Raw genomic sequence first — 23,599 nt, forward strand, 5'->3', positions numbered from 1 at the left:
TAAATGAGGTCAGTACAATTAAATATGGACAATTATTGAAGATAGGATTTATAGGTATGAAATAAAATATTATAAATCTTGTCCAATCCGGTCATATTGGTTGTTAGTTAGATTAAACATAAAGTATTGAAAATTGAAATTTGGTTTGATGTGGCATGTCCTTATTGCTATATCGGTTTAAAGCATTTAGAAAACTCTATTAAGCTACATGCCGGTGAGCAGCCAAACGTTGTGCTCCGTAGCTTTGAGCTTGATCCGGAAATAGCGGTTGATAATAATGAAACACAGTATATCACCTTAACGCGTCAATATAAATTATCTCCACTAAGAGCAAAGCAAACAATAGATACTATAGCAGCCGCTGGCCAGGCAGCAGGATTGATCATCGATTTTGATAAAGTGATCCGAACAAATACTTTTGATGCACACAGGCTAATTCATTTTGCTGTAGATGAGGGTAAAGAAGTGGAAATGAATAATAGGATTTTTAAAGCCTATTTTGAGGAGGGAAAACATATCGGCAGTAAAAAACAATTGATCACGCTGGCCTCTGAAATTGGTATTGATGCGAAACCACTTTTGGAAAGTGATAACTATTCGGCCGAAGTAAGGGCCGATGAACACCGGGCACAACGTATAGGCATTGGCAAAATCCCCTTTTTTCTATTCAATGAAAAGTATTCAATAACCGGTGCCCAGCCGGTGACGGTATTTGCAGAGCTGATGAAAAGGATTAGTGATTGATAAATCAGATATAGTTAAAGGTGTTACCGCCCGCCGACTTATCGCGTTGCTGACCGGTTTGCATAGCTATGCTATGCCGGCGTAGGTTTGTTTTATGCACGAACGGGTGGAAAGTGCATACCCATTACAACATCCTCGATAAGCTGGCACCCGTCATCTTCGTTACGGCGGGTGGCAAGCTGTCCTTTAATATATTTTATTTAGCACGTCGTCATAAATCAATGGTTACCAAACAGGTTCTCTGCTTTTTGAATTGTGTTGAGCAGGTCAATGCCGTTGTTTAATACCCCTTTAAAAAGGTCGCCGGTTTCTTTAAGCCGGTCTATAGCATTGAAAATGGTAAAATCACGCATTTTTAGTCCATGTTTAACTTCATCCCAATGTAGCGGCATCGAAACGGTTGCACCTGGTTTAGGCCTGAGCGAATACACACCGGCTATAGTAGCCTCAGGCCGGTTTTGTAGAAAATCAAGGTACATTTTGCCGTGCCTGGAAGTTGTCATTCTTTCAAGCGTAGTAAAATGAGGTAACTCCTTGTTAACGGCAGATACGATGAGTTTAGCAAGCACCTGCGATTGTTCATAAGTATATCCCCCGCCCAGTGGAATGTAGATATGGATGCCGGTTGATCCGGATGTTTTTGGGAATGAAGGAATGCCAAGCATATCAGCTATTCTCTTTACCATAAGCGCCGCCTCAATTACCTGATCGAAAGTATTATGTTCGTCAGGATCAAGATCAATCACACAATGATCAGGATTTTCGGGTGAGTTAACACGGCTTAGCCATGGGTTTATCTCAATACAGCCCTGTCTGGCCATCCACAACAGGCTCGAAATATCGCTACCTACTATATAATTATGATGTTCACCTTTGGCTGTATCGTGTGCATAAGTGGTAGCCCAGGCAGGGGCCCTGCCTGTAACATCTTTCTGATAAAAATGCGGGCCGCCAACACCATCAGGAAAGCGATTTAATGACATCGCCCTGCCGTAGAGATGGGGGAGCATATGCTCGGCAACAGCTATATAATAGTTAAGCATGTCCCGTTTTGTCACCATTTCCTGTTGCCAGTAAATCTTATTAAGATGAGTAAACTGCAATTCGGATCCGTTAAAATTAATTGTTGCCGAATCGTTGCCCCGCGGAATAAAAGTGGTTGCTGGGGGCTGATCAGATGATAGAGAAGTACTCCCTTTACTTTCTTCACCGGCTATGGTTGCAATGATATCTTTAGGTGTTTCTAAAATTACATCAATGGCCTGTTTATCAATGCGCATCCCTTTAAATGATGCCTGCCTTAAAAGCCCGTCTTTAGTGATCTCGGCAAAATTAACTTCACATATCAGCTTGGGTTTAAGCCAGGTAAATGTTTCGCCCGGCACCCTTTTATTTAGCGGTGATATCTGGCTTGTGCCTTCAGTATCAAAAGGATTGGTATCAGTAATATATTGCGTAAAGTTTTGCAGCATTTTGGTTTGCAAGTCTATCGAAAAGCCCGTTCCAACTTTTCCAGCAAACCGCAATTTGTTGTTTTCGTAAACGCCCAATGGTAAAGCGCTGAATGGTTTGATGGTGCTTTTGTTTTTAGTAAATCCACCTATAACTACTTCCTGCCTGCGCTGTACTTTTATTTTTAACCAGGCTTTTGAGCGTTTATCTGGCGTGTAAACGCTATCGGCACGTTTGGCAACTATACCTTCGTAGCCGTGCTTTTCGGCATTTGCAAACAGAACTGTTCCATTATCAGGTACAGGTATGCTTCGGCGGATAATATGGTTGCCCGGTAGTATAATATACTTTAAAATTGCCTGCCGTTGTTTCAACGGTAACCCCATCAGATTGCGGCCCTCATACCATAGGATGTCAAATACCTGGTATACCAGTGTACTGTCTTTTTCACTTTCCCAATTTTGCAAAGCTCCAAAATCGGTTTTTCCGTCGTTACCCATTACTACTATCTCGCCATCAATAACTGCATTGCATGGCCATGTATTTAGTACATCAATAATGGGATAGTATTTGGCAAATGAAACTTCGTTATGTGAAAGCAGTTTGGTGTTATGTTTATTAATAACGGCAATTGCCCGGTAACCATCCCATTTGTTTTCAAATAGCCAGTCGGGATCGTTAAAAGGAGCATCAACCAGAGTCGGTTTCATAGGTTTAAAATCCGGCGGCAACGTTGCTAAGGGAGCGTTTGCCAGCAGTTCATCTAACGTTAATTGCCCTGGTTGTTTTTCATCGTTAAAAGCGGGGTTCTTATCCATATCAAGATTCTGGGTGGTTGTCATGGTTGTGTTGGCTGTTTGCTGAAATTTGCATGGGCTGGTAAAGCCCGGCCCATGCAAAAGGTTGATCAACCAAACTGACCTACCTGGTAAGTTCCTGCAACCTGTGGAAAGGAAAGGTTAAACCTGTTCCATGTGTTAATGGTTGTAACAGCGAGTGTAAGATCGATAAGCTCTTCATCGGTGAAATGAGGTTTTACACGTTCGTAAACACTGTCGGACACGTCGCATTTAGTTACGGCCTCAGCCCAGCCTAAAGCTGCACGCTCACGATCTGTGAAATACGGTGTTTCGCGCCATGCGCTTACTCCATACAAACGCTGCTCGGCTTCACCGTGCGCGCGGGCATCTTTTGAGTGCATATCCAGGCAATAAGCACAGCCATTCATTTGGGATACCCTGAAAAAAATCAGTTCCTGAAGCGGTGCTTCTATCTTAGAATGTTTTAGGTAAGCTCCAGCCTGAAAGAGCGATTTAAGTGTGTTTGCCCCTTTGGCAAATAGATCGATTCTTTGTTCCATTGATAATTAAATTAAGATTGTTATTTATTCGTAAAGGTGTATGCTATCGGGTTTTTCGAGATCTTTGATCCAGTTTTGGATATATAGCGACAGATCTTGCTGACCGGGTTGTGAGTTAAATTCGCCGTAGCAGCCAAATACAATAAGACCGAGTGCTATACAATGAGCAATGTCAAGGTGCTTTAACAAGCCAATGCTGAAGCCGGCAATAAAATCTTGCCTTGCGTTTGCGCTTATTTCAATATGATGCTCAACTTTTTTTCGACTAAGTACAAATTGCTGATCGCTTGAGAATAATATTGCATTGTCGGCTGAGTATATCAACAGGCGGCTAACGTCCATCGTTCTATAAATGGAGAAGTATTTTTTGTTAAGATCGGACGGGGTTTGCCCTTCTAATGGAGTATCGGGGTTTACACCGTTCAATACCATCCATAGCTTCATCGCCTCGCTTGCATCAAGGGCAAAGGTTACCTGGCCATGGTGCGAAAACTCGCTGATAAGATCGATTGCCTCATCTACCTGGAAGGAAAGTTTATTCCCGGGATCTCCCAGGTAAAAGATAAATTCAAGATCTTTCTTGCCCAGTGGCCTTATAACCTCAGCCAATAAACCGTTCCAAAGGTTAGAGGCACCTGTGATGGCTGCCCAATCATCAAAAGCAATAGTGCGGCAATTGCTAAATAATGAGCGTAGTTCGGCAATAACAGTTTCATCCCTGAAAAATGTCCATAAGTATTGTTCAACCTCCGCAGGTGGTAGTGTTACCGTTAGTTTTGACAGCTCGGTAAAATCATGACTTGCATTTAAGGTGATACTGCGGATACCTAAAAGCTTTAGGATTTCAGGGATTGGTGCTTCGGTAACACCCAGTTTGTTTATCCTTAAGCCGGATAAAGATTGTTCTGAACCTTCGTCTGTAAGTGTGAGGTAAATGTTTTCTGAAAGCAAACCGCTTTCTACAATCTGTAAAAGATTGGTTAAAACAGGTGCCGTGTTTTTAATTTCCATGTTTAATGTTTCCATCTTTAATTTATTTTAGGTTCATTAATTATGTTTCAGAGTTTTAAATCAGGTATCGCTTACATTACAATGTTATTTTGAGCCGTTAATTCGATTGGCAGATCTTTTTCGCCCAAAAACTCTCTTAATTCAATTTCAATGCTCCGGCTCATTTGCGAAATGGGTACGTCATTAGCACTGCCTTCAAACGGGTTTTCGGTGCTTTCGCCAACCTGTTCAAGAGATGTATAGATCCATGATATCAGCGTGCTGAACGGTGTCACTAACCAAACCATGTATCCTTTCATTATACCTTGCACCTCGTTATTGAGATGATCAAAATCCTTAAGCATGCCAAAAGGGAGGATGATGCAAAACAGCCAGACAAAAAAGGTATTGATAATGGCATATTGACGGGGATACGGTGAGTTTTTTATTTGCTCAGCCTTAGCCTGCTGCGTATAAAAATCGCGGATGGCGCGTTCCATTTCTACAAATTGTAGCACGGCAATTTCGCCTTGTTCATACAATTGTTTAATAGTTCCGCTTTGTAAGGCCATAATCTGGGTGGCTTTATTATTGGTATTGATGATGTGCCTCAAATCATCGTCCTGAAGATAATTTATGAGTTCACTCTCAAGTGGCGTTTTCCATTCGGGTACGGTATAGTATTGTTGGTACTCGGCGTTGTGCTTTTTACCAACGCTTTCCCAAATGCGCTCTTCCCTTAGCTGATAACGCAGAACCGTAAGCCAGGCAATGTGGCGATAAATAAGTAGTTTGCTTTTCTCTGGATTATTAAAAAAATCGCGGCTGATAAGTCCCCATGCCCGGCTTTGACTGAATATGCTGGTCCACATTTGTTGCCCTTCGTCGGTACGCCGGTAAGTTTGCGTGTTAGTAAAACCAACTATAAATGCGGCGCTTGTACCCACCAATCCTATAATAGCCCAGGGAATATCAAGCCATTTAAACCCCAGCACCTCATAAAGGATGACCGGTATAAGGCCAAGCACAAAAAGCTTGTATATTTTTCGTCTGGTCCAAACCAGGAACTCTGGCAGTTTATATGATTTTCCGGCGTGCATATTGATAGATGATTGTTTTGAATGAAGTTTTATGGTTTTAGGTGCCTGTTTGCCCGAGGTTTAAATCCTGCGGGTATAATGGGAGCGGACCGGTATTGAACGGGAAATAGGTGTAGCAAAGCCGGCCAACATCATATAGTTCACAAACCTCGGTGGCTTCGTCTGGTAGCATAAAATCGTTTTGTCGCTGTTCGTTGAAATATTCTTTAGTGATCAGCGCGTAGGTATGCGTATCAATGCCGTTTTTTAAAAGCCTATGCGCTTCTACAACAGCCTGACCGAATAGTTTGGAATAACTCCCAACAGCAAATCTCCCGATCACCCCGTAATGCACCACCAGTTTAATTGAAAGAAAGCTGGTTTGCGGAAAACTTTCTTTAAAGGTTTTGAGCCTGTTTTTAAATGCCTCGAGCATAAGTTCAAATTGTGAAAGGATTTCTTTAACAGGGAAAACCGGGCCATGACTGTAAAAAAGTATAGCATCACCTTCAATTTCTGAAATGTTGAATGAAAGCCGGTTGGCATCAATAATTGACTCAAACAGACTGCAAACAATCAGGCTTCCTGCTTCATTCTCCGTCTCGGTAACAAATTTTGAATAGCCGCTGATATCTACAATAAAAATGGTTCCCCTATGATCTTCGTTCATTCCTTCAATGTTTTAATTAGATTTTATGTGGATATATATTCAGATCGCTTTATTCATCCTGAAGCGGCTGTTCAACCATCCTTAATGAGTCGTCCATATATTCGCCTCCTTCCTCAAGGCTTTCTTCATTTGGATCGTAACCTTCTGATGCCATTTCTTCTGATTGATCGTTCTTTTTGTGAGGATCGCTGTGCGATCCGAATAGCCAGTTTCCCATGTTGATGTTTTTTTAATGTTTAAATTGTTGCCAGCCTTATTTATCGCCTTGCTCAGTCTGTATTGATGTTCTGAATCATCAGCGAGACGGCTTTTTACTTTTTGCAAGCCTTGTGCCATCTGGTAATTAATTGGTTTTGAGTTGTTTGTTGATTTGGTTGAGTTTTAATTGCACCTTATTTCGCCGAACATGCTGATGTTACACCAAATACAGCGTATTGAAGGAGAGGATAGGGCCTTGAGAGAAGCAAGGCGGAATCGAAAGCTTTTTTACACCCGTGATAAGCGAATTAAAACGGCGGGCTTTTCACGGCCAGGAAAGTGATAGGCTTCGGAAATATGTTTTAAAACTCAAACAACCAACAGCAAGACAGTACGCTGTTGGTTGTTTGATAATGGAGACCTGTATAGGCCATTGCGGTCGGAAGACGGAAGATAATATGAGGTAGAATGTGGTTGTGATTTATTAATTACGAACCACTGCCGATTCTTTAACAACCTGCCATCTGCCTGATAGATATTCCCAAATCACTGTAAAATATTTTCTGTTCAATTTTCCATCAAAAACCAATTCACGCGTAATTACAACCATACCCATATCCCCATCACATACAGCGTAGTGATATTCGGTTTTAGTAGATAATGGTTCGGTGTTTAAATCTTTGTTTTGCTTTATGAAAGCCATGAGTTGTTCTTTATTCATAGTGTCAACGACACCATCTTCGTCAACTTTTACAATAAGTAATTTATCAGCATAAGCTTTATTAACGTATTCTACATCAAAATGCGTTGCATGATAAATTAGCTGGCGGGTTAATTCAATTAATTGTTCGCTGTTCATCTTTTTAATTTTTTGAGGGTTAATTATTTTGTTTGTTGGAATTGTAGTTAAACCAAATGTGTTTAAGCTATCATTATAGGGAGAGCGAGACAAGACCGATGCCAGTTTTTAAAATATTGATTTTCAGACTAAGCGTGTGTTCATAGTAAAGTTATAGACCTTATTTCGACAATAAACGGGTTGGATTGACGAAATAGAGCGTTACGATTGGACGATTAAATACGAAACTTGAATGTTATTATATGTGGCAGGGATATACTTGAAAAGCAGCGTTTGGCAGGCATCGCAAGTTGTCCAGACCGAAAATATATTTTTTAAAATAAAGGAATCAATTACCGGTCTTTTTTTAGATGTTCTGTCCCAGCCATAATTCAACGCAAAAAAATCCTACTCAAAAGCCAGCATGGATAATCCGGATCTGTTGACCAGTGCATTCCGAAAAAGAGTTCACAGTGTTCCGTTACACTTTGACCACGCTATCTTCTTGAAGTAAATAGCCAAGTTTAAGATCCACTAACACAATTCGTTGCTCTAAAAAGCACGTAACAGCATGGTCAAGCATACCGGAATATCCATATAGTGCCTCTTACAATCCCGTTGATCTGGGTAACATTAAAAAATTATTCGCTCTTTAGGCTCTTTACCGGATTGGTCAACGCCGCCTTGATCGCCTTTGAGCTGACAGTAGCCCAGGCAATAAAAACGGAGCTGGCGATGGCTATCACAAATACGCCGGGTCCTATCTGAATGCGGTAGGTATAATCCAGCAGCCATTTTTCCATGCAGTAATAGCCAATCGGCGCAGCGACGGCAAAGGCAATTAGAATGAGCACCGTGAATTCTTTATAAAACAAATAGACGATATTGATCACCGACGCGCCCAGCGTTTTACGGATGCCGACTTCCTTGATTCGTTGTACCGCCATGAACGAAACCAAACCATAGAGGCCAAGGCAAGATATAAAAATGGCAACCGATGCGAAGATCTCATACAGCACCGCAAGCGCATTTTCCTTTTTATAAAAATTGGCGATGGTCTGGTCCAGGAACTGATACTCATAGACTCCTGCAGGATAGGTTTTGTTCCATAGCCGTTCAATTGCTGAAAGCGTTTGATCAACATGGTGCAGATCGATCTTGATGTTAAGTTTTGCGTACTGATTCAAAGAAGCGCCCATCAAAACCGGTGGAATGGCGTTTTGCAAAGATCTGATATGGTAGTCTTTAACAACGCCGGTGATCGGGGCGTAGAGATCCTTGCGGTCCCAAAGCATAATATATTTGCCAATGACCAGTTTCGGATCGGAGATGCCGAGTTGCCGAACCAGCGCTTCATTGACCACATAGCCTTTTACCACATCGCCTTGCGGATATGGCCCGCCGGCAACGAATTGCATTTCGTATAATTTGAAATACTCCCGGTCTGCCCATTTTAAGTTAACCGCGAAATTTGCCGGTTTGGCAGCGTTGTCGTACTTGATATCTGTAGCCCAACCGCTCTTATCAGATGGCCCGAACAAACTCAGGCTGACATTTTTGATGCCGGATTGCGTGAGCAGCTCATTCTTCAGGCTGTTTAATTTCAATCGGCTCAAACTGTCTGCAGGAACCGGGACAGTGATCACTGCGTCTTTATTGAATCCCAGCGGTTTGTTTTGAAAATAGTCCATTTGACGCAGCAGGACCAGTGTTCCGATCACCAAAAACTGAGCGATGCAAAATTGTGCCAGTACCAATACCCTGCGGAGCGACATGCCGCTGGCCCTGCCGGCGGTCACCTGGTTACGCATTGCTGCGACGGGATTGAAACCGGAAAGTACAAAGGCCGGATAAAGCCCGGCGACCAGCGTAACGGCGGCAATGACGCCCAACAAAAACATGATGATAACAGGATCATTTAAAAAAGAACGGCGTAATTCAGTATCCAGCAAGTTATTGAGCATCGGCACGGCCAATACCGCCATCACAACGGCCAACGATACCGCCAGGGTGGTAATGATCATAGTCTCACTCATATATTGCAGAACGAGTTGCAGCCGGCTGCTGCCCATTACCTTTCGCACCCCCACTTCTTTTGAACGGTTGACCGCCTGCGCGGTAGCCAGATTGATAAAATTAACACAGCCGATCAGCAACAGAAAGCATCCGATCAGGCCGATCACATTGATCAGCTGCCTGCTGAAAGGATGTCCGCTGTAAACGGTCGTGCCGGTATTGTAGTGTATATCGCTTAATGGCTGCAATTGGTAGCTTCCACCTTTTTGCTGAGTTGCGGGCAAGTGGCGCTTTGCAAAAGCAAGCAGGTCCTTATTAAACCGTTCGGCCGTTAAACCGGGCGGCAAAACCACATAACAGTTCTTCGCCCCAAAGGTACTGACCCAGTCTTGCTGGCTATCATAAAGTTCTCCGCCTGCCACCGTTAATGTCGCCCATGAAACGGCTAGTTTCATCGGGATATCAGTGTTGACCGGTGTATCATCAAATATCCCGGTGACTTGCAGGTCGCGCGCATTTTCGAACTTCACCGTTTTGCCCACGGCGGTCCGCCAATCGCCGAAAAATTTATTGGCCTCCTCGCGGGACAGCACAATGGTATTTGGTGCCGAAAGCGCGGTATTTCGATCACCCGCCAGCCACTTGAAATCGAATACGCCGAACAATTCCGGATCGGCGTAATAAGCCAGCGGCTCCCTGTACTTTCGGGCAACGCCTGTATGTTGCAGGTCATCCACGGTGTAGTGCGAATTAGAATTTTGCATGATATTGGCCACCTGCTCCAGTTGCGGGAAGTCAAGTTTCAAAGCTTCGGTTATCGGCAACGGTGTGCCAACGCCCGCATGCACCCCGTCAGGCCCGTTGCTGATCCTGACCACCCGGTAGATCCGGTCACGCTTTTGGTGGTAATCGTCAAAGCTCGTTTCAAATTTAATGACCAGGAATATCAGCAGGCAGGCTGCAATACCAACGGATAATCCGGTAATGTTGATCGTCGTGTAGATCTTGTTTCGCTTTAAATTACGCCAGGCGATTTTTAAATAATTTTTCAACATGAGTTTTCGCTTTAATTCCAGTTTAGCCTGAATCATGGCTGTTTTATGACCCGAAGGTCGGCCAGCGAAGTGTCTTGTTCGTCCCAGGTTATAAGTTGGGCGCTTATTTTTTAATTCGTTTTTATATTCGGCGGGACTTTGTCCTGTCATTTCCCTGAATGTCCGGTTGAAAGTGGATTTAGAGTTAAAACCAGATTCATAAGCAATGCCGAGCAAGGTCAGGTGGTCATAATTTCTGTCCTGCATTTTTCGCATAACGTCATTGATCCGGTATTCATTGATCAACTCATTGAAACTCTTTTTGAATACCGCGTTAATGATCCTGGAAAGTTCATTAGGATGAACATCCATTTTTTCAGCCAGCGACCGGAGGTCCAGTTCCGGGTCCCGGTAGTAGTGTTCCAGCTTCAAAGCTGCTTTCAATTGGCCACCCTTACGTCTCAGATCAGCATTCAAGTTAAGCTTTATAGCTGAGGTTCCTGGTACATCCAAATTTCCTTGTGTCCGAATAAAAGTCCGGAAGGCGAGCCAGATCAACAACATGGCTGACAGCAGGTACAAGAAGTGTTCAATCGCGGATAGTACCGGATTTTTGATCATTAAATAATGTCCGGTCCCTAAAATTAACAAGAGCAGCCAGACTGCGCCTAACATTATCAAAGGCCGGTGAAGCCATTCTATTTCGTTCCTGTTACGGTCACCCTCGATAAAGGTTCGGCTATGATACATGGCCACTATTTCCCGATGAGCCGCCACCAGGTAAAGCAGGACTGAAACCGGGGAGAACGCGTTTAGCCATGTCGCTTTTGCGGGATAGCATAACGGAATGCCTAAAGTGATGAGCAAGGGAAGGAAATGCCATGTGTACATTGATGTAAGCTTTTCAAGTGGCCGGCATTTCTTCAATACTTGAAAGTAAATCAGAGGCCCTAAACCCATGAGGCTGTCTGGCAGATCAACAGGGAACCGCCCTTTTATAGCCACGATGCTCACAAGGGAAATATTGCATCAAGACCAGGGCCACTGCTAATGGCCAGCAATCCTTCCTCGGGCTTCTTTTATCAACAACCAGAAGTGCAGCCATACCCAGGCTACTATAGATCGCTCCCAGGTAAACTATCTCAGTAATGCCGATCTTTATTGTAAAGTTTTCCAATAAAAAGTTTGCAACAATACGCATTCCATGGGTGAATATCATTGAAAATTAATTATTTATGACAAGGTAGCAAAAACAGGTTGTAACGAAAACGGACGATTTGTGTTCGATTCCGGCAACTTCTGAATTCAATTGGGATTGAACTATTACTTAAGCGTTCAGCTCTTTAAATAAATCATCGGTGTTCGCCAGTTCAACCAGCGCTATGCATCTTTTCTAATTGAGCGCAGCAAAATAACCAGGCAATGGCCCTTTTTTGGTCGGCGCAGGGACGGCTTCAGCCGCTTAAGTCCCCAAGGGTAAAGCAGAATGCTTTATTATGCCGTAGCCTTTTATAAAAGTCTTACGAGATAGAAGCGGCAAAATTTGCGATGCTTTGGGAGGCAAGAAAGAAGCAGGCTGGTGAGGGAAAAAACAAAGGGTGAAAAACGGAAAAACGGTGTTGCCTCGCTTTTCGCTGAGCATCAGGAGAAAAGACAGGTATCTATAGATTTTGGTAAAACGTTTTATTAGATGAGAAAAACATACAAAGTATAGCGTTGCTATACATAGGTGAACGCCGATTGGCAAGATATGGTTGTTAAAAAACGTTAAATCTGTTGACCATCTTTTCATTCTCACCTAATTTTAGATGAGTGATAAAAAAAATGGATCGCTATGAAAACTATCGTATTAAGCAGCTTTATTGTTCTCGGTATTTGTTCAGGTTTTGATTTCAAAACCTATACCAAACGAATAGAACCTGCCAATACCATTTATGGCTATTGGACGGAGAAAGATCCGGTTGCGGACTCGTTAAAAAATTTTCAGATCGCCTTTTTTCCCGGCGGCAAGATAAGCGTAACCAGAAAACTACATTGTTATACCGGCTATTTTAAGATCCGTGATCAACAGGCCAATTACATCGCCGGAAGGATCACCATAGGAGAAAACTATCCTTTTACAGCTACTTTTTTAAGCCCGGATAAAATTAAATTGGCCATTAATTATAGGGATTCCCTGGAAGTACGCTACATGAAAAAAACGAAGGCCGTGAAGGCGGGCTTTCAGTTAATAGATGCCAAAGGCAAAACCGCAACATAAAAGGGAATGGCTTCCAACAGACCGCTAAATAGGGTTAAATAAATGAAGCTGAGCGAATATGGTCAAAGGAGGAGTACCCTGGCGCTGATTGCCGCCCGCCACAGTTAATTTCGGAGCCGTTCTCTACTTTAAGGCGTAAGTTCTTTCAAGTGAAACGCCGCTTTCAGGACCTGCTTGATCAAGGCGAAGCCGTTGTTCCCGTTGGTAAAAATGGCCATTCCACGGCGGGGCCCGCCGGGCATTTTTTTTGCTTGGGCGTTACCATTTCCCTGAACAGTTCAGCCGGCAAAGCCTGTTCATTCGTGACGGCAGGCGCGAACCTGGAATAGTCGAGATTGGTTTGTATCGGCTTCAATTCTAAAAGCTCGCCAAATAATGGCAACCAACCGCGGAGCGGGTATCAACGTTAACACAAGCCTGTCTTACGGCCGTTTTTTTAGTTGATCTTCAAATAAATTCGTTTGGTTTAAACCTGGCGTAGCTTCCTCGAACGGATATTTGCCCTTGATGTACCGGTTGAACCAGATACCTTTGACCATGGTAGAGCGCATCTCCTTAAATACTTTTTCAGGCACGTTGAGGTAATGATAAACCTTGCCGGAGTGATATACGATCTCCAGCGTTTCGCTGGCGGCATCATAGCTGTAAGATTTGATGACTGCAGAGGGCATGATTACTTTTCGTTTTCAGGTACTTCTTCCGGGTGCTCTTCGAAATATTGCCGTGCCCGTTTCAGCCCGGTTGCGATAGCGATGCCTTCGTCGCCGCTTTCCTTAATGATCTCGTTAGCGATTTCTATCGCTTTTTCCCGCAGGTATTTCGGCTGGTTTTTATAACATGGCGGGTAGTCGCCGTTATACCATGGCATAAAATCCTCCTTTTTTAATTTTTCCATTGTTTGATCACTTCGCCCGTCCGCGGATCTGTTTTGGGCAAGGGCACGGCTGCGATATTCTTATCGGTTCCTGGCCTTTCACCGGGTTTGCCGTAATTCATATCGTAATCTTTACCGTCCGGGTAAGCCCCGACCACGCCAACATCATTTTCTTCATCGAGATTTTTGTGGACTACACCGGCCGGAATGATCAGTACGTCGCCTTTCTCCAGCAGGATGACGGGACCGGCATCGTTACCTAACTGAATACGGGCCTTGCCCGAATAAATGCCGAGCACTTCATGGGTGACGCTGTGGTAATGGTGATAGGTAAAAATGCCCGCATCCCAGCTATTGCTCCATCCGTTTGCCGCAAACAGCTTGCTGACATGCGTGGCCGGAAACAAAAACGGAATATCCAGAGCGCCTTTATACAACAGCGCCGGCAGCCTGTTTCCGGGAAACACCCCATCATCATCTATATGTAATTCCTGCGTTTCTGTTTGGTTGATCATACGCACCAGTTCTTTTCACGATAAACGATAAAGACCGATTCTTGTTTGAACCGCTCCTTCAACAAAGCTGTCAGCGACCGCAGCGTATTTTTCACCTCTTTGTTGCTGCGCTTCATGTCTTTTGGTTCAGAAAGCTCACCGGTAAAGATAGCGGTGGGCGATGCGCTGACGGCGTCGTTCGCCGGAAAAAACCAGGTGCCTTGTTGTAAAAGCCCTGTCACGATGGGCTCCTTTTTCTGCAGGCGTTCAGCGAGCCAATCTTTAATGACGCGTTCGGCAGTGCTGATACGGTGAATTTTTGCGCCGGGTGCGTAGCCTTCCTGCAAACTGAACGTGATCTTGTAGCTTTTCTTTTTCATATTTTGCCCCTATTGTCCCAGTGGCCCTTCGCCTTTGATCTTACCCTGGCCGTCTTTTTTGCCGATGAATAATAAGACCGGGCGTCCCGTTTCATCGGTTTTAAATGCGAGGTCATAGCGTTGAAAGACCATTTCTGTCAACTGAGATAGTGTATATTGCTTATCGAGCAGGGCTAAAAGCTGCGGGCCGAGTTTTATATTTTTTGCTGTTTTAAAATATCCAGTGTGCGCTGATCACGTTCGCCGCGATAGAATTTATCCAATACCTGCCCGAATACCGGGAAAGTGGCCGGCACGGCGTCGAATAAGGTCATACTTGATCTCAGCTTGAGATGGTCGGGGTCCCCGAAAATTTCAAAAGCGTCATTGGTGGGCAGTTCCAGCAGGGCTTTGCAGATATTAACGAGTCGCGGACCCAGGGTTTCGTCAAATAAGAAGTCGGTAGCCTCGCTAATGTCTTTTATTGCATAATGCCGGGACGTTGCTGTGCTTCCCAAACCGGCGATCTGCGGGAAGATATACCACATCCAATGGCTGCGCTTGCGGCCGCTTTTGATCTCGGCCAGTGCTGTTTCGTAATCGCTGCGTTGAGCGTCCAGGAAACGCTTTAAATGCTGTTTGGTGTCCATGGTTTAATTGGTTTAAATATCATGCCAGTTCGATCCACACCGGCGCGTGGTCGCTGCTGTGTTCCCAGTCGCGTACATGTTTGTCTACCTGTTCGGTCCTTAAACGCGGCGCGATATGTTTATTGAGCAGAAAGTGATCCAGCCGCAGCCCGGCATTCCGACCGTAGGCATTGCGCAGGTAATCCCAAAAGGTATAGATCCGTTCGTTGGGATATAGCTGGCGGATGGCGTCGGTCCAGCCCTGATCAACCAGATTTCGGTAAGCTTCGCGGCTTTCAGGGCGGAACAGCGCGTTCTCCAGATATTTTTCGGGTTTATAGGTATCCAGTTCGGTAGGCATCACATTGTAATCGCCGATCAGCAATACCGGCAGTTCGCGGTTGACCAACCCTTTTGCGTGATCAGCCAGCCGTTTGAACCAGCGTAATTTGTAATCGAATTTAGGTCCGGGCCAGGGATTGCCGTTCGGCAAATAAATACAGCCGATGACCATGTCATCGACGAACGCTTCGATATAGCGGCTATGGGTAAACTCATCATCGTCGCTAGGCAGATCGCGGTGCAGTTCACGTATCTCGTTTTTGGCAAGAATGGCTACGCCATTCCAGCTTTTCTGGCCCTGCCAGATCGCGTTGTAGCCCGCATCTTTTAAAGCGCTTTCGGGGAAACTATGCTGTTCACATTTGAGTTCCTGCAGGCAGACGACATCTGGCTGTGCCTCCCGGAGCCAACGCAGTAAATTCTCCAGGCGGCCGTTAATACCGTTGGTATTATATGTCGCAATTTTCATTACGGCGCGCCCTGCAATTCCTGGTTATCATCCTGCTTTTTGGGCTCATGCTTAGCCGCATCGGTATCGCGCAGGATTCCGGCGGTAGCGTCATCGCCTTGTTGTTCGATCGCCTGGTTTACTTCATCGCCGCTTTCTAAATCATCACCGATCTCATCGGTTTGTTCTTTATTTTTTCCTGGTGTGTTCATCTTCTAATATGATTTGCCATTGGTTCTCGTCATTGAGCATATAACCTAAACCGTCGCTCATTTCGTGCACTTCTTTCCGGTATTTCTCGCTGTAGCGCGTACGCAGTTCATATACGGGGCCGCCATTCTCCCGTTTTAAAAAGAAGAGCAGCGAAGTCCTATTCGCTGCCACATCTTTGAGTTGATCGGCATCGCCCTCTTTGACAAATGCCCGGCTCATTTAATTTTCTTTTCAATGGCGGCGCGCTGGTTGCCTACCGATTTCTTGGCCTCTTTGATGGCTTTTGAACTGGTACCTTCCTTTTGTGCTTCATATTTGATCTCGTGGGGCTGATTCGAAACGGAATTCCTTTCCACTTTACTTCCTCTTGTACTCATAGGTCGATATATTTGTTATGAATAATTAGTTAATAGTTAACAAATTTTATTCCAACAGGTTTATGGCAACAAGTGAATTATTGAGAATGGACAACATGGGGATCGTGGTGGAATCCCTGGATAAAGCCATCGCTTTTTTTACCGAGATCGGCCTGAAACTGGAGGGGCGGATGGTCGTTGAAGGTGAATGGGCGGGCCGGATCACAGGCCTCCCTGACCAGCGGGTAGAAATTGCGATGATGGTGACGCCGGACGGACATAGCCGTATAGAATTATCGCGTTTTCTTGATCCCGGGGTCGTCGAGGATCACCGCAATGCGCCGGTCAATGCTTTGGGTTATTTGCGGGCCATGTTTGCCGTGACCAATATTGATGAACTGGTGGAGCGTTTGCAAAAACAAGGCGCAACGTTGGTTGGCGAGATCGTACAATATGAAAATGCTTACCGGCTTTGTTATATCAGAGGTGCCGAAGGACTGCTGGTGGGTTTGGCCCAACCGCTTTAATTATTTAGGGGTCACGCTCACTGGTTGGGGATGTTCCTGATAGTATTGTTCCAAAGCTTTTAACTGAGCAATTTGCGATGACCGTGGGTTGATAAAGGTGCGCGCCTTTTTGACCAGTGCAAAAGCGGCATCATAGGTCAGGCCGGTACTGATCAGGTAGGCAATGGTCATGGTAGGTCCCCTCCCGAGGCCTTGACGGCAGTGAATATAAACCTTGCCGCCGGCTTTGATCTCGTGAGTGACAAATTCCGCGCCTTTGACCAATGTTTCCAGCGGCGGCGGGGTATTGTCAGCCGTAGGCAAATGCAGGTAATGGAAGCCTTCGTATTTCGACTCGGCGAAAGCCGGATGTTCCCGCATATTGACAATAGCAGTGATGCCCAGTGCTTTGAGTTTTTGCAGGCCGATCAGGCTGTACTGGCTCCCTAAAAAAAGATTGGCGGTGATCTGGCTGCGCTTCAGGGTTGGAACGCCATTAAAGAAACGGTAAATATTATCCCATATCTTCTGCCAGAAAATAACCAGCAAGGTAATGATACTTTTGATTTTCGTTAACATGGCACAGCAATCGTTAAGGAGCCCGGAACAACCTTTAGCGTAAGTTCTTTAGCTTCTGCTTCACAATCGTCACAGAGATATACTTGTTTTTCAGGCAACCTGATCGTAATGTCCTTACCAGTCCAATGATCAACGGCGTCGGTTGTTTGATCCAGTAGACTGGACCCCGCAGCTTTGAGCAGCGATAGCAATCCTGCATCTTTGAGCAGTATAATATCCAGTAAGCCGTCATTGACACTGATCTCCGGGTACATTTGCAAGCCGCCGATACCGATGCTGCCGGAATTGGTGACAGTCAGGGCTACGCCGGTTGCTTCGGCCGTTTTGCCGTCTATCGTTAAATGGTAAGCAACCGGTTCGGTCTTTACAGCGCTTTTCACCGCGGCAACACCATAAGCCAGTTGGCCGATCTTGTCCTTCAAACCCGGGTCGGTTTCGGTGATCATTTCTGCCATGATGCCCAGGTTGACCCGCAAAAGAAAAGAGCGGCCGTTAACCAGTCCTGTATCTACCGCTTGCAGGCGATACTTTTGGTCGCGGAACAGCTTTAAAGCTTCCATGGTATCTTGCGGGATACCCAGTTCTTTGGCAAAAACATTGGCCGTTCCGCCGGGAATAATAAGCAGGGGTTTGCCGGTTCCTATCAAACCCGCAGCGGCTTGCGTCACACTGCCATCACCACCATAAACGGCTACCAGATCGGTTTCATTCAGCACCGAGCGGATGAGTTCGGCAGGTTCTTCTTCTTTATCCAATACGTGAACAGTGATCACTGTCCCGCTGTCCCGGAATACTTCGCCGATCTGTTCTACGATAGGTTCGTCTTTGCCGGCCGAGGGGTTAACGATAAAAAATAAATGCGGTGCTTTCATGCGCTGTGTTTGTTCCTTAACAAAAAACGCCGGGAAAAGATTGCCGGCGCACAAATTTGATGATTTCTTTAGTCCATATCCCACTCCATGCGTCCGTTACTGTTGCTGTGATAGCAGCAGCCGGAAAGAATATTACCCATTAAAAAGTGTCCCTGTTTTTATTTGGAGTTATTCTGAATAACGTGTCCCTTTGCCAGGGATAAGATATCGCCTATGTAATAAATTAATCCGCATAAAAAAGCCGGTGATCATCGTGGCGAGCCGGAAGGCAGATCAGTTTAAAAGCTGATCTTTTCGCCCTGCCATCCGGTCTTGCGCAAAAAACGTTCCCAGGTTAGGGTACCGGGATCGGTCCGACGGCTCCATTCCAGGTCGCGGCCTTCGCGGAAATAACCATCTTCCACGGCGTATTTCACCATTCCGATAGTTTCCTGCACCAACAGCTCGTTGGAAGCAAACGCCGGGAAATACCGGAGAAAGTCTTCGCGCGAATAAGCTGAACTGTAAACGGCCTTTTTGCCGGTTACCCGGCTAAAAGTAGCTACCATCTCCCGCGGCGAAATGATGTCGCCGATCACAGGCAAGGACTGCCCGGCATATTGCTGCTGGTCAGAAAATAGCTCCAATACAGCGGGCCCGGTAGCTGTTAAGGGATCAACAAAAGGCGCGCGGAAGTCTTCCGGCAGATAGATGGGAAAGACCAGCGTACCATCCTCCCTGACCAGCGGCGTATAAAACTCCAATAGGTTCGTGTAGAAAAAAGCCATATAAATAAAGGAACTGGTAACAGGCAGTGTCCGGATATAGGCTTCGATCCTGGCTTTATCTGTAAAATGTGGTGCGAACTTCTTTCCCCGGGTGATCTCATCAACGTTTTCCAGACTGCTGAAGATCACGTGCTGTACCCCGGCTTCCACCGCCGCATCGGCCAGTTGCTTACCCAACTCAAATTCGTGGGTATCCGGCGGCGCGATACCAGGCGTCATCATGAAAACGCCGTGCGAGCCGCGGAATGCTTCGGTATAAGCTTTCTGATGACCGATATCCAGTGGCAGGTTAACTAATTCCGCACCTTGTTCTTTCAGGCTGATCGCATTCGGTGAATCCGTACGGCGGGTAATCCCGCGCACCCGGTACCGGCCACTTTGCAAAAGCGTTTGCGCGGCGCTGTAGCCCTGCTTGCCTAAAATTCCTGTGATGGTGATCAGCGGTTTGAGCGCTGTTTGATTGAATTTCGATTCCATAAATTAAACTATAAAAATGATAGTTGCAAAACTATTTATCGTTCCTTAGTTTTGCAATAACTATCCATTTGGATAGCCTCACGAACCCATGCGAACAGAATGTAAAAGCGATTTTATCCAGCTCCATGACAAGCGATATCCTTGCACCGTAAGCCTGGCGATGGACCTGATAGGCGGGAAGTGGAAGGCGGTCATCCTTTACCATCTGAAAGATGCGGCTAAACGGTACAGCGAGCTCGGCAAGGAAATGCCCGGCGTAACCGAAAGAACGCTGAGCCTGCAGCTCAAGCAAATGGAAGAAGACGGCCTGGTTTATAGAAAGGTCTACGGCGAAAAGCCGCCGATCAAAGTGATCTATGGCTTAACCGAATTTGGAAGATCCTGCATTCCACTGCTTAATGCCATCCTGCAATGGGGTAACCAGGTTGCCGAACAGCAAGGTGAATTTGTAAATCGCTAGGCTACCCTGATCCGGCATCCTGAAAATGGAACTGAGCTGACAGAAACCGGTTTGGCATCGGCTAACTTTGCAGCATGGCAGCGATCAACTATTCGGTTCTCGACCTGGCGACGGTCATCCAGGGACATAGCATTGCGGACAGTTTTAACTATAGTGTAGCGAATGCGCAGCAGGCGGAAGCCCTGGGCTACACGCGTTACTGGTTTGCCGAGCATCATAATATGGTGAGCGTGGCCAGTTCAGCTACCAGTTTACTGATCGGGCATATCGCCGGTAAGACCTCCACGATCCGTGTCGGCTCAGGCGGTATTATGTTGCCCAATCACTCACCTCTGGTAGTCGCCGAGCAGTTCGGTACGCTGGAAACGCTTTATCCGGGCCGGATTGACCTGGGATTGGGCAGGGCGCCGGGCAGCGATCAGGCGACCGCGCTGGCCATCCGGGGCGAGAATATGAACGCCGCCTTTCATTTTCCGCAGGATGTGGCATCGCTCCAGCATTATTTTGCGGGCGATCATCCGAATGGGGTCAGCGCCGTTCCCGGCGAGGGTTTGGATATCCCGGTCTGGATACTCGGTTCCAGCCTGGACAGCGCTAAACTGGCGGCTGCCAAAGGCCTGCCTTATGCTTTCGCGAGCCATTTCGCACCGGCCTATTTTCTGCAGGCAATTGAACTCTACCGGAGAACTTTTAAGCCATCCCGTCATTTGTCCGAGCCCTATGTGCTGGCCTGTGTGAATGTAGTGGCCGCTGATACGGATGCAGAGGCGCAATACCTCGCCACTTCCTTACAGCAATTGTTCAAGGGCATTATTACCGGCAGAAGGCAACCCTTACCACCGCCTGTAGAAAGTATGGCCGGCATCTGGAGCGCGGCTGAACAGGAAGCGGCCATGCAGATGCTGGCCTATTCCTTCTTTGGTAGTAAGGAAACGGTGCAGGCGCAACTGAATGATTTTATTAAGCACGCGGGCATCAATGAACTGATGGCGACTTCGCACATTTATGATCAGCAGGCCCGGCTAAAGTCTTACCGTTTACTAGCTGAAGCATTAAATGCTTAACTTAGCGTATGGAAGAACCGGAAAAACTGGAACGTATCATAGAAGCGCGGATGAAACTTAAAGCACGCTTCGAGCAGCAGATGCAGGCGACGCCTTCACTGGCGGACGATCAGCCGAAAGGCTCCGGCCCGCCTAACCGTCATGGCATGCCCGCAATCCCGATCGGGCAGACCAAAACGGTCAAGTGGCCCGTCCTTGACCTGGGCTATCATCCCAATATCCCGCAGGAACGGTGGCGGCTGACCATTGACGGCGCTGTAGAACACCCGGTCGTGCTGACCTGGAAAGACTTTATGACCCTGCCCCAAACGAAAGATACATCCGACTTTCATTGCGTTACCACCTGGTCCAAGCTGGATATGCACTGGAAAGGCGTCAGCCTGATCGATTTGGCCGCGCTTGTGCTACCCAAGCCCGAAGCGACGCACCTGCTTTGTTATGGTTACGATACTTATACCACCAATATCGCTTTGGAAGAAGCACTGAAGCCGGATGTACTGGTTAGTCCACACCTTCGACGGGCAGCCGCTGCCCCAGGAACATGGCGGCCCTTGCCGCATGGTCACGCCGCAGCTCTATGCCTGGAAAGGCGCCAAATGGATCAAACGCATCCAGTTCCTGACGGAGAACAAGCTGGGTTTCTGGGAAGAGCGTGGTTATTCCAACACCGCCTATCCCTGGCGGAATGATCGTTACGACGAGGCGTAGGCCGGCAACAGCTGTAAAGCCAATAAAATACCTGAAGCCGATATTGAAATTTTAACCCAGGCTATTAAAGATTTATTAACTGATGCAGAAAACCATATCCGTAAAAACTTTCCGGATAACCATCACTGAAAAGGAACGCGATTTTCTGCAGGTGCACCGGCCGAAACAAACCTTGACACTCAGCGGTGAACCTATTCTTAAAGCCGAGCTCGATAAACGCAAAGCCTATTATGTCGATAGCCAGGAATTGTTTGAATAACGGTTTAGATTGACCTGCCACAATAGTAACGGCTTTTAGAAACGAGGCAAGAAGGAAGCAGGCTGGTGAGGGGAAAAACAAAGGGCGAAAAACGGAAAAACGGTACTGCCTCGCTTTTCGCTGAGCATCAGGAGAAAGTGAAAGCATTGACAAATAACCTCAGGATTACTTTTACGCAAGTTGATCATTACGAATGGCTATCGGGGCGCTGTATTTTTCTTCATGATAAAAAAAATACCCGTAGTGCCGCCTGTTCCCGAATGGCCTCCGTGTATCCAAGCGTTTGGACGAGTTCGAATTTGTTTTGAACCATGAAATTTAAGATAGCAGCATATGACTTTTACCTGTCAGCTTTTCGGAATACTCCTTTCCGGCCTTCATCTGTTCCGGGGTATCTCCCAAATTAACCTCCACTTTTAGTTTTTTCGAGTGTAATTTACCTTCAATTTGAATGTAAGCATCGGTGAACATCGCATTTCGCGCAATATTTGCAAGACTATCAGATGCCACCTCCTGAGAAAATGCTTTTATCGAGAGTATCATCAAAATAAGATGGGCAGTATAAGCCTCATAATTGATTAAAAAGTTCCGGTTTAACCCAGTTTTTCAGATTGCAGCCTAATTTAAAACATTTTTGAGGCTATGCCGATGATGCCGGTGAATTTTTCCAGGTAATATTGGATCGTCTTTAACTTAAAGTCTTCCCAGTAGCCTGAAAGGTAACAGGACCGGGTCCATAGCTTCGAGTTTATCCAGGACAAGACCTGGCGCATCCTGTTGCTGTTCGGCGGCAAGCCTCAGCTTTTCCTCATGGATAATGCCGGGGAATTTCGACAGAAATAACAATTGCACGGAAACCTTGTCCCGGACATTCAATCTTGGAATTTCAACGATTTCAGATGCTTCAGCGTCGATGCCTGCTAACCGTTCGACAAGGCGTTTTGGTATGGGCATCGAAATAATACTGTTCTGCCGACGCTACCGGGGCAGTCATGGCATGGTTAAGCCAATAGAGGTTGAAACGTTCAATGTCGGTCATCACCTGCTAAGTTAGTCATTTTATTAAAGGGAGGCGAAATGCGACTGCCTTTCGGGAGCGATGTGTTCAGCAAATTTTTCCAAAATTACTTGTCAAGACTCGCACAAATTGCCGCTGTCTTTGAAATCTCAGTGACCGAGCTTTTAACACTTGACGATGCAAACTTCAACCAATGGCCCAATAAGCTTAACGTACTGCACGAGAAGCTATTTGCCCGGGAGACCGAAGTGATCGATCTGCAAAAAAAAGTTATTGAACTCTTTGAAGAGCTGCGAAATTCAAAACCACTGGTCTGACCTGGTTATCAGACGATCGAATTATAATTTCACATGTAGCACAACGATAAGAGAAAAACTAACCAATTTCCAACTAGAACAAATTCCCACAGCGATTTGGCACTATGTTAGCGGTATTCCAGGTAAAAACCGAAAATGGAAAACGCCACCGTGAATTATTATTGCTTTAATAAAAAGTGCAGCGTGTCTATCTATAATCAGGAAACGGTCCTAACT

Annotated in this window: 31 protein-coding genes and 1 pseudogene; 9 read left to right on the forward strand and 23 right to left on the reverse strand. The window is 45.9% G+C overall.

Annotated elements, in window-relative coordinates; all coding sequences use genetic code 11:
- Positions 1–126 precede the first annotated feature (126 nt).
- Positions 127–744 carry a DsbA family protein gene (locus tag ABID99_RS10705; protein WP_175489946.1) on the forward strand — a complete coding sequence of 206 codons (618 nt, stop codon included), beginning with the start codon at positions 127–129 and terminating at the stop codon, positions 742–744.
- Between the two features lie 218 nt (positions 745–962).
- On the opposite strand, the gene ligD is transcribed toward ABID99_RS10705, so the two are convergent.
- From ligD to ABID99_RS10745, 8 genes are all read right to left on the reverse strand, one after another.
- Complete coding sequence (gene ligD, locus ABID99_RS10710) at positions 963–3,038, reverse strand: DNA ligase D (RefSeq protein WP_373613681.1); 2,076 nt, start codon at positions 3,036–3,038, stop codon at positions 963–965.
- Positions 3,039–3,103: 65 nt separating this feature from the next.
- Complete coding sequence (locus ABID99_RS10715) at positions 3,104–3,556, reverse strand: carboxymuconolactone decarboxylase family protein (RefSeq protein ID WP_090525867.1); 453 nt, start codon at positions 3,554–3,556, stop codon at positions 3,104–3,106.
- Between the two features lie 24 nt (positions 3,557–3,580).
- Positions 3,581–4,582, reverse strand: a complete 1,002-nt coding sequence (locus ABID99_RS10720) for a hypothetical protein (protein WP_090525866.1) — start codon at positions 4,580–4,582, stop codon at positions 3,581–3,583.
- 56 nt (positions 4,583–4,638) lie between these two features.
- A complete protein-coding gene (locus ABID99_RS10725) occupies positions 4,639–5,646 on the reverse strand; it encodes a bestrophin family protein (RefSeq protein ID WP_090525865.1) in 1,008 nt (335 codons plus the stop codon).
- A gap of 37 nt (positions 5,647–5,683) precedes the next feature.
- Positions 5,684–6,295, reverse strand: coding sequence for a DUF2652 domain-containing protein (locus tag ABID99_RS10730; RefSeq protein WP_373613682.1), 612 nt, complete (start codon positions 6,293–6,295; stop codon positions 5,684–5,686).
- 49 nt (positions 6,296–6,344) lie between these two features.
- The gene (locus ABID99_RS10735) at positions 6,345–6,512 is read right to left on the reverse strand and encodes a hypothetical protein (RefSeq protein WP_175489945.1); all 168 of its coding nucleotides are present in this window, start codon (positions 6,510–6,512) and stop codon (positions 6,345–6,347) included.
- 465 nt (positions 6,513–6,977) lie between these two features.
- A complete protein-coding gene (locus tag ABID99_RS10740) occupies positions 6,978–7,352 on the reverse strand; it encodes a hypothetical protein (RefSeq protein ID WP_373613683.1) in 375 nt (124 codons plus the stop codon).
- A 620-nt stretch (positions 7,353–7,972) separates the two neighbouring features.
- Positions 7,973–11,272, reverse strand: a complete 3,300-nt coding sequence (locus tag ABID99_RS10745) for an ABC transporter permease (RefSeq protein WP_373613684.1) — start codon at positions 11,270–11,272, stop codon at positions 7,973–7,975.
- A 943-nt stretch (positions 11,273–12,215) separates the two neighbouring features.
- Here ABID99_RS10745 and ABID99_RS10750 point away from each other — a divergent pair.
- Entirely contained in the window at positions 12,216–12,641 is a 426-nt protein-coding gene (locus ABID99_RS10750; protein ID WP_373613685.1) for a hypothetical protein, read from the forward strand.
- Positions 12,642–12,819: 178 nt separating this feature from the next.
- Here ABID99_RS10750 and ABID99_RS10755 read toward each other — a convergent pair whose 3' ends face one another.
- From ABID99_RS10755 to ABID99_RS10800, 10 genes are all read right to left on the reverse strand, one after another.
- A complete protein-coding gene (locus tag ABID99_RS10755; RefSeq protein ID WP_373613686.1) occupies positions 12,820–12,996 on the reverse strand; it encodes a hypothetical protein in 177 nt (58 codons plus the stop codon).
- Positions 12,997–13,063: 67 nt separating this feature from the next.
- Positions 13,064–13,312: a KTSC domain-containing protein gene (locus tag ABID99_RS10760; protein ID WP_354483174.1), complete on the reverse strand. Its 249-nt coding sequence runs from the start codon at positions 13,310–13,312 to the stop codon at positions 13,064–13,066.
- Positions 13,313–13,314: 2 nt separating this feature from the next.
- Entirely contained in the window at positions 13,315–13,536 is a 222-nt protein-coding gene (locus ABID99_RS10765) for a hypothetical protein (protein WP_229701520.1), read from the reverse strand.
- The gene (locus ABID99_RS10770) at positions 13,524–14,030 is read right to left on the reverse strand and encodes a hypothetical protein (protein WP_373615905.1); all 507 of its coding nucleotides are present in this window, start codon (positions 14,028–14,030) and stop codon (positions 13,524–13,526) included. Before ABID99_RS10770 ends, ABID99_RS10765 begins: the two co-directional genes overlap by 13 nt.
- Positions 14,027–14,389: a hypothetical protein gene (locus tag ABID99_RS10775; RefSeq protein ID WP_090525857.1), complete on the reverse strand. Its 363-nt coding sequence runs from the start codon at positions 14,387–14,389 to the stop codon at positions 14,027–14,029. Before ABID99_RS10775 ends, ABID99_RS10770 begins: the two co-directional genes overlap by 4 nt.
- Positions 14,390–14,583: 194 nt before the next feature.
- Entirely contained in the window at positions 14,584–15,018 is a 435-nt protein-coding gene (locus ABID99_RS10780) for a DUF1810 domain-containing protein (RefSeq protein WP_373613687.1), read from the reverse strand.
- Positions 15,019–15,037: 19 nt separating this feature from the next.
- Positions 15,038–15,808, reverse strand: coding sequence for an exodeoxyribonuclease III (xth, locus tag ABID99_RS10785; RefSeq protein WP_373613688.1), 771 nt, complete (start codon positions 15,806–15,808; stop codon positions 15,038–15,040).
- Positions 15,808–15,999, reverse strand: a complete 192-nt coding sequence (locus tag ABID99_RS10790; RefSeq protein ID WP_373613689.1) for a hypothetical protein — start codon at positions 15,997–15,999, stop codon at positions 15,808–15,810. Before ABID99_RS10790 ends, xth begins: the two co-directional genes overlap by 1 nt.
- Positions 15,977–16,219 carry a hypothetical protein gene (locus ABID99_RS10795; protein ID WP_373613690.1) on the reverse strand — a complete coding sequence of 81 codons (243 nt, stop codon included), beginning with the start codon at positions 16,217–16,219 and terminating at the stop codon, positions 15,977–15,979. Before ABID99_RS10795 ends, ABID99_RS10790 begins: the two co-directional genes overlap by 23 nt.
- Positions 16,216–16,377, reverse strand: a complete 162-nt coding sequence (locus ABID99_RS10800; RefSeq protein ID WP_373613691.1) for a DUF3606 domain-containing protein — start codon at positions 16,375–16,377, stop codon at positions 16,216–16,218. Before ABID99_RS10800 ends, ABID99_RS10795 begins: the two co-directional genes overlap by 4 nt.
- 62 nt (positions 16,378–16,439) lie before the next feature.
- Here ABID99_RS10800 and ABID99_RS10805 point away from each other — a divergent pair, with 62 nt between their 5' ends.
- The gene (locus tag ABID99_RS10805; protein WP_373613692.1) at positions 16,440–16,883 is read left to right on the forward strand and encodes a VOC family protein; all 444 of its coding nucleotides are present in this window, start codon (positions 16,440–16,442) and stop codon (positions 16,881–16,883) included.
- Here the strand turns inward: ABID99_RS10805 and ABID99_RS10810 are convergent, their stop codons facing one another.
- From ABID99_RS10810 to ABID99_RS10820, 3 genes are all read right to left on the reverse strand, one after another.
- Entirely contained in the window at positions 16,884–17,441 is a 558-nt protein-coding gene (locus ABID99_RS10810) for a dual specificity protein phosphatase family protein (RefSeq protein WP_373613693.1), read from the reverse strand. It lies immediately after the preceding gene.
- Positions 17,435–18,313 carry a diacylglycerol kinase family protein gene (locus tag ABID99_RS10815; protein WP_373613694.1) on the reverse strand — a complete coding sequence of 293 codons (879 nt, stop codon included), beginning with the start codon at positions 18,311–18,313 and terminating at the stop codon, positions 17,435–17,437. The genes ABID99_RS10810 and ABID99_RS10815 overlap by 7 nt, the downstream gene beginning before the upstream one ends.
- Positions 18,314–18,591: 278 nt before the next feature.
- Positions 18,592–19,557 (reverse strand): NmrA/HSCARG family protein, encoded by a 966-nt coding sequence (locus ABID99_RS10820; RefSeq protein ID WP_373613695.1) that lies wholly within the window; start codon positions 19,555–19,557, stop codon positions 18,592–18,594.
- 88 nt (positions 19,558–19,645) lie between these two features.
- Here ABID99_RS10820 and ABID99_RS10825 point away from each other — a divergent pair, with 88 nt between their 5' ends.
- From ABID99_RS10825 to ABID99_RS10845, 5 genes and pseudogenes are all read left to right on the forward strand, one after another.
- Complete coding sequence (locus tag ABID99_RS10825; protein WP_373613696.1) at positions 19,646–20,017, forward strand: winged helix-turn-helix transcriptional regulator; 372 nt, start codon at positions 19,646–19,648, stop codon at positions 20,015–20,017.
- Positions 20,018–20,091: 74 nt separating this feature from the next.
- Complete coding sequence (locus ABID99_RS10830) at positions 20,092–21,081, forward strand: LLM class flavin-dependent oxidoreductase (protein WP_373613697.1); 990 nt, start codon at positions 20,092–20,094, stop codon at positions 21,079–21,081.
- Between the two features lie 146 nt (positions 21,082–21,227).
- A pseudogene (locus ABID99_RS10835) lies at positions 21,228–21,518 on the forward strand (molybdopterin-dependent oxidoreductase); the annotation flags it as partial.
- Between the two features lie 121 nt (positions 21,519–21,639).
- A complete protein-coding gene (locus ABID99_RS10840; RefSeq protein WP_373613698.1) occupies positions 21,640–21,789 on the forward strand; it encodes a hypothetical protein in 150 nt (49 codons plus the stop codon).
- Between the two features lie 82 nt (positions 21,790–21,871).
- A complete protein-coding gene (locus ABID99_RS10845; RefSeq protein ID WP_373613699.1) occupies positions 21,872–22,048 on the forward strand; it encodes a hypothetical protein in 177 nt (58 codons plus the stop codon).
- A 318-nt stretch (positions 22,049–22,366) separates the two neighbouring features.
- Here the strand turns inward: ABID99_RS10845 and ABID99_RS10850 are convergent, their stop codons facing one another.
- Together ABID99_RS10850 and ABID99_RS10855 are read right to left on the reverse strand one after the other, a co-directional pair.
- Complete coding sequence (locus ABID99_RS10850; RefSeq protein WP_373613700.1) at positions 22,367–22,591, reverse strand: hypothetical protein; 225 nt, start codon at positions 22,589–22,591, stop codon at positions 22,367–22,369.
- Positions 22,592–22,741: 150 nt separating this feature from the next.
- On the reverse strand, positions 22,742–23,002 hold the full coding sequence (locus tag ABID99_RS10855) for a hypothetical protein (protein ID WP_354483151.1): 261 nt from the start codon (positions 23,000–23,002) through the stop codon (positions 22,742–22,744).
- Positions 23,003–23,125: 123 nt separating this feature from the next.
- On the opposite strand from ABID99_RS10855, the gene ABID99_RS10860 reads away from it, so the two are divergent.
- Complete coding sequence (locus ABID99_RS10860; protein WP_373613701.1) at positions 23,126–23,383, forward strand: hypothetical protein; 258 nt, start codon at positions 23,126–23,128, stop codon at positions 23,381–23,383.
- The last annotated feature ends 216 nt before the right edge of the window (positions 23,384–23,599 follow it).

It is taken from the genome of Mucilaginibacter sp. OAE612 (assembly GCF_041806395.1).
In the GTDB taxonomy this organism is placed as follows: domain Bacteria; phylum Bacteroidota; class Bacteroidia; order Sphingobacteriales; family Sphingobacteriaceae; genus Mucilaginibacter; species Mucilaginibacter rubeus.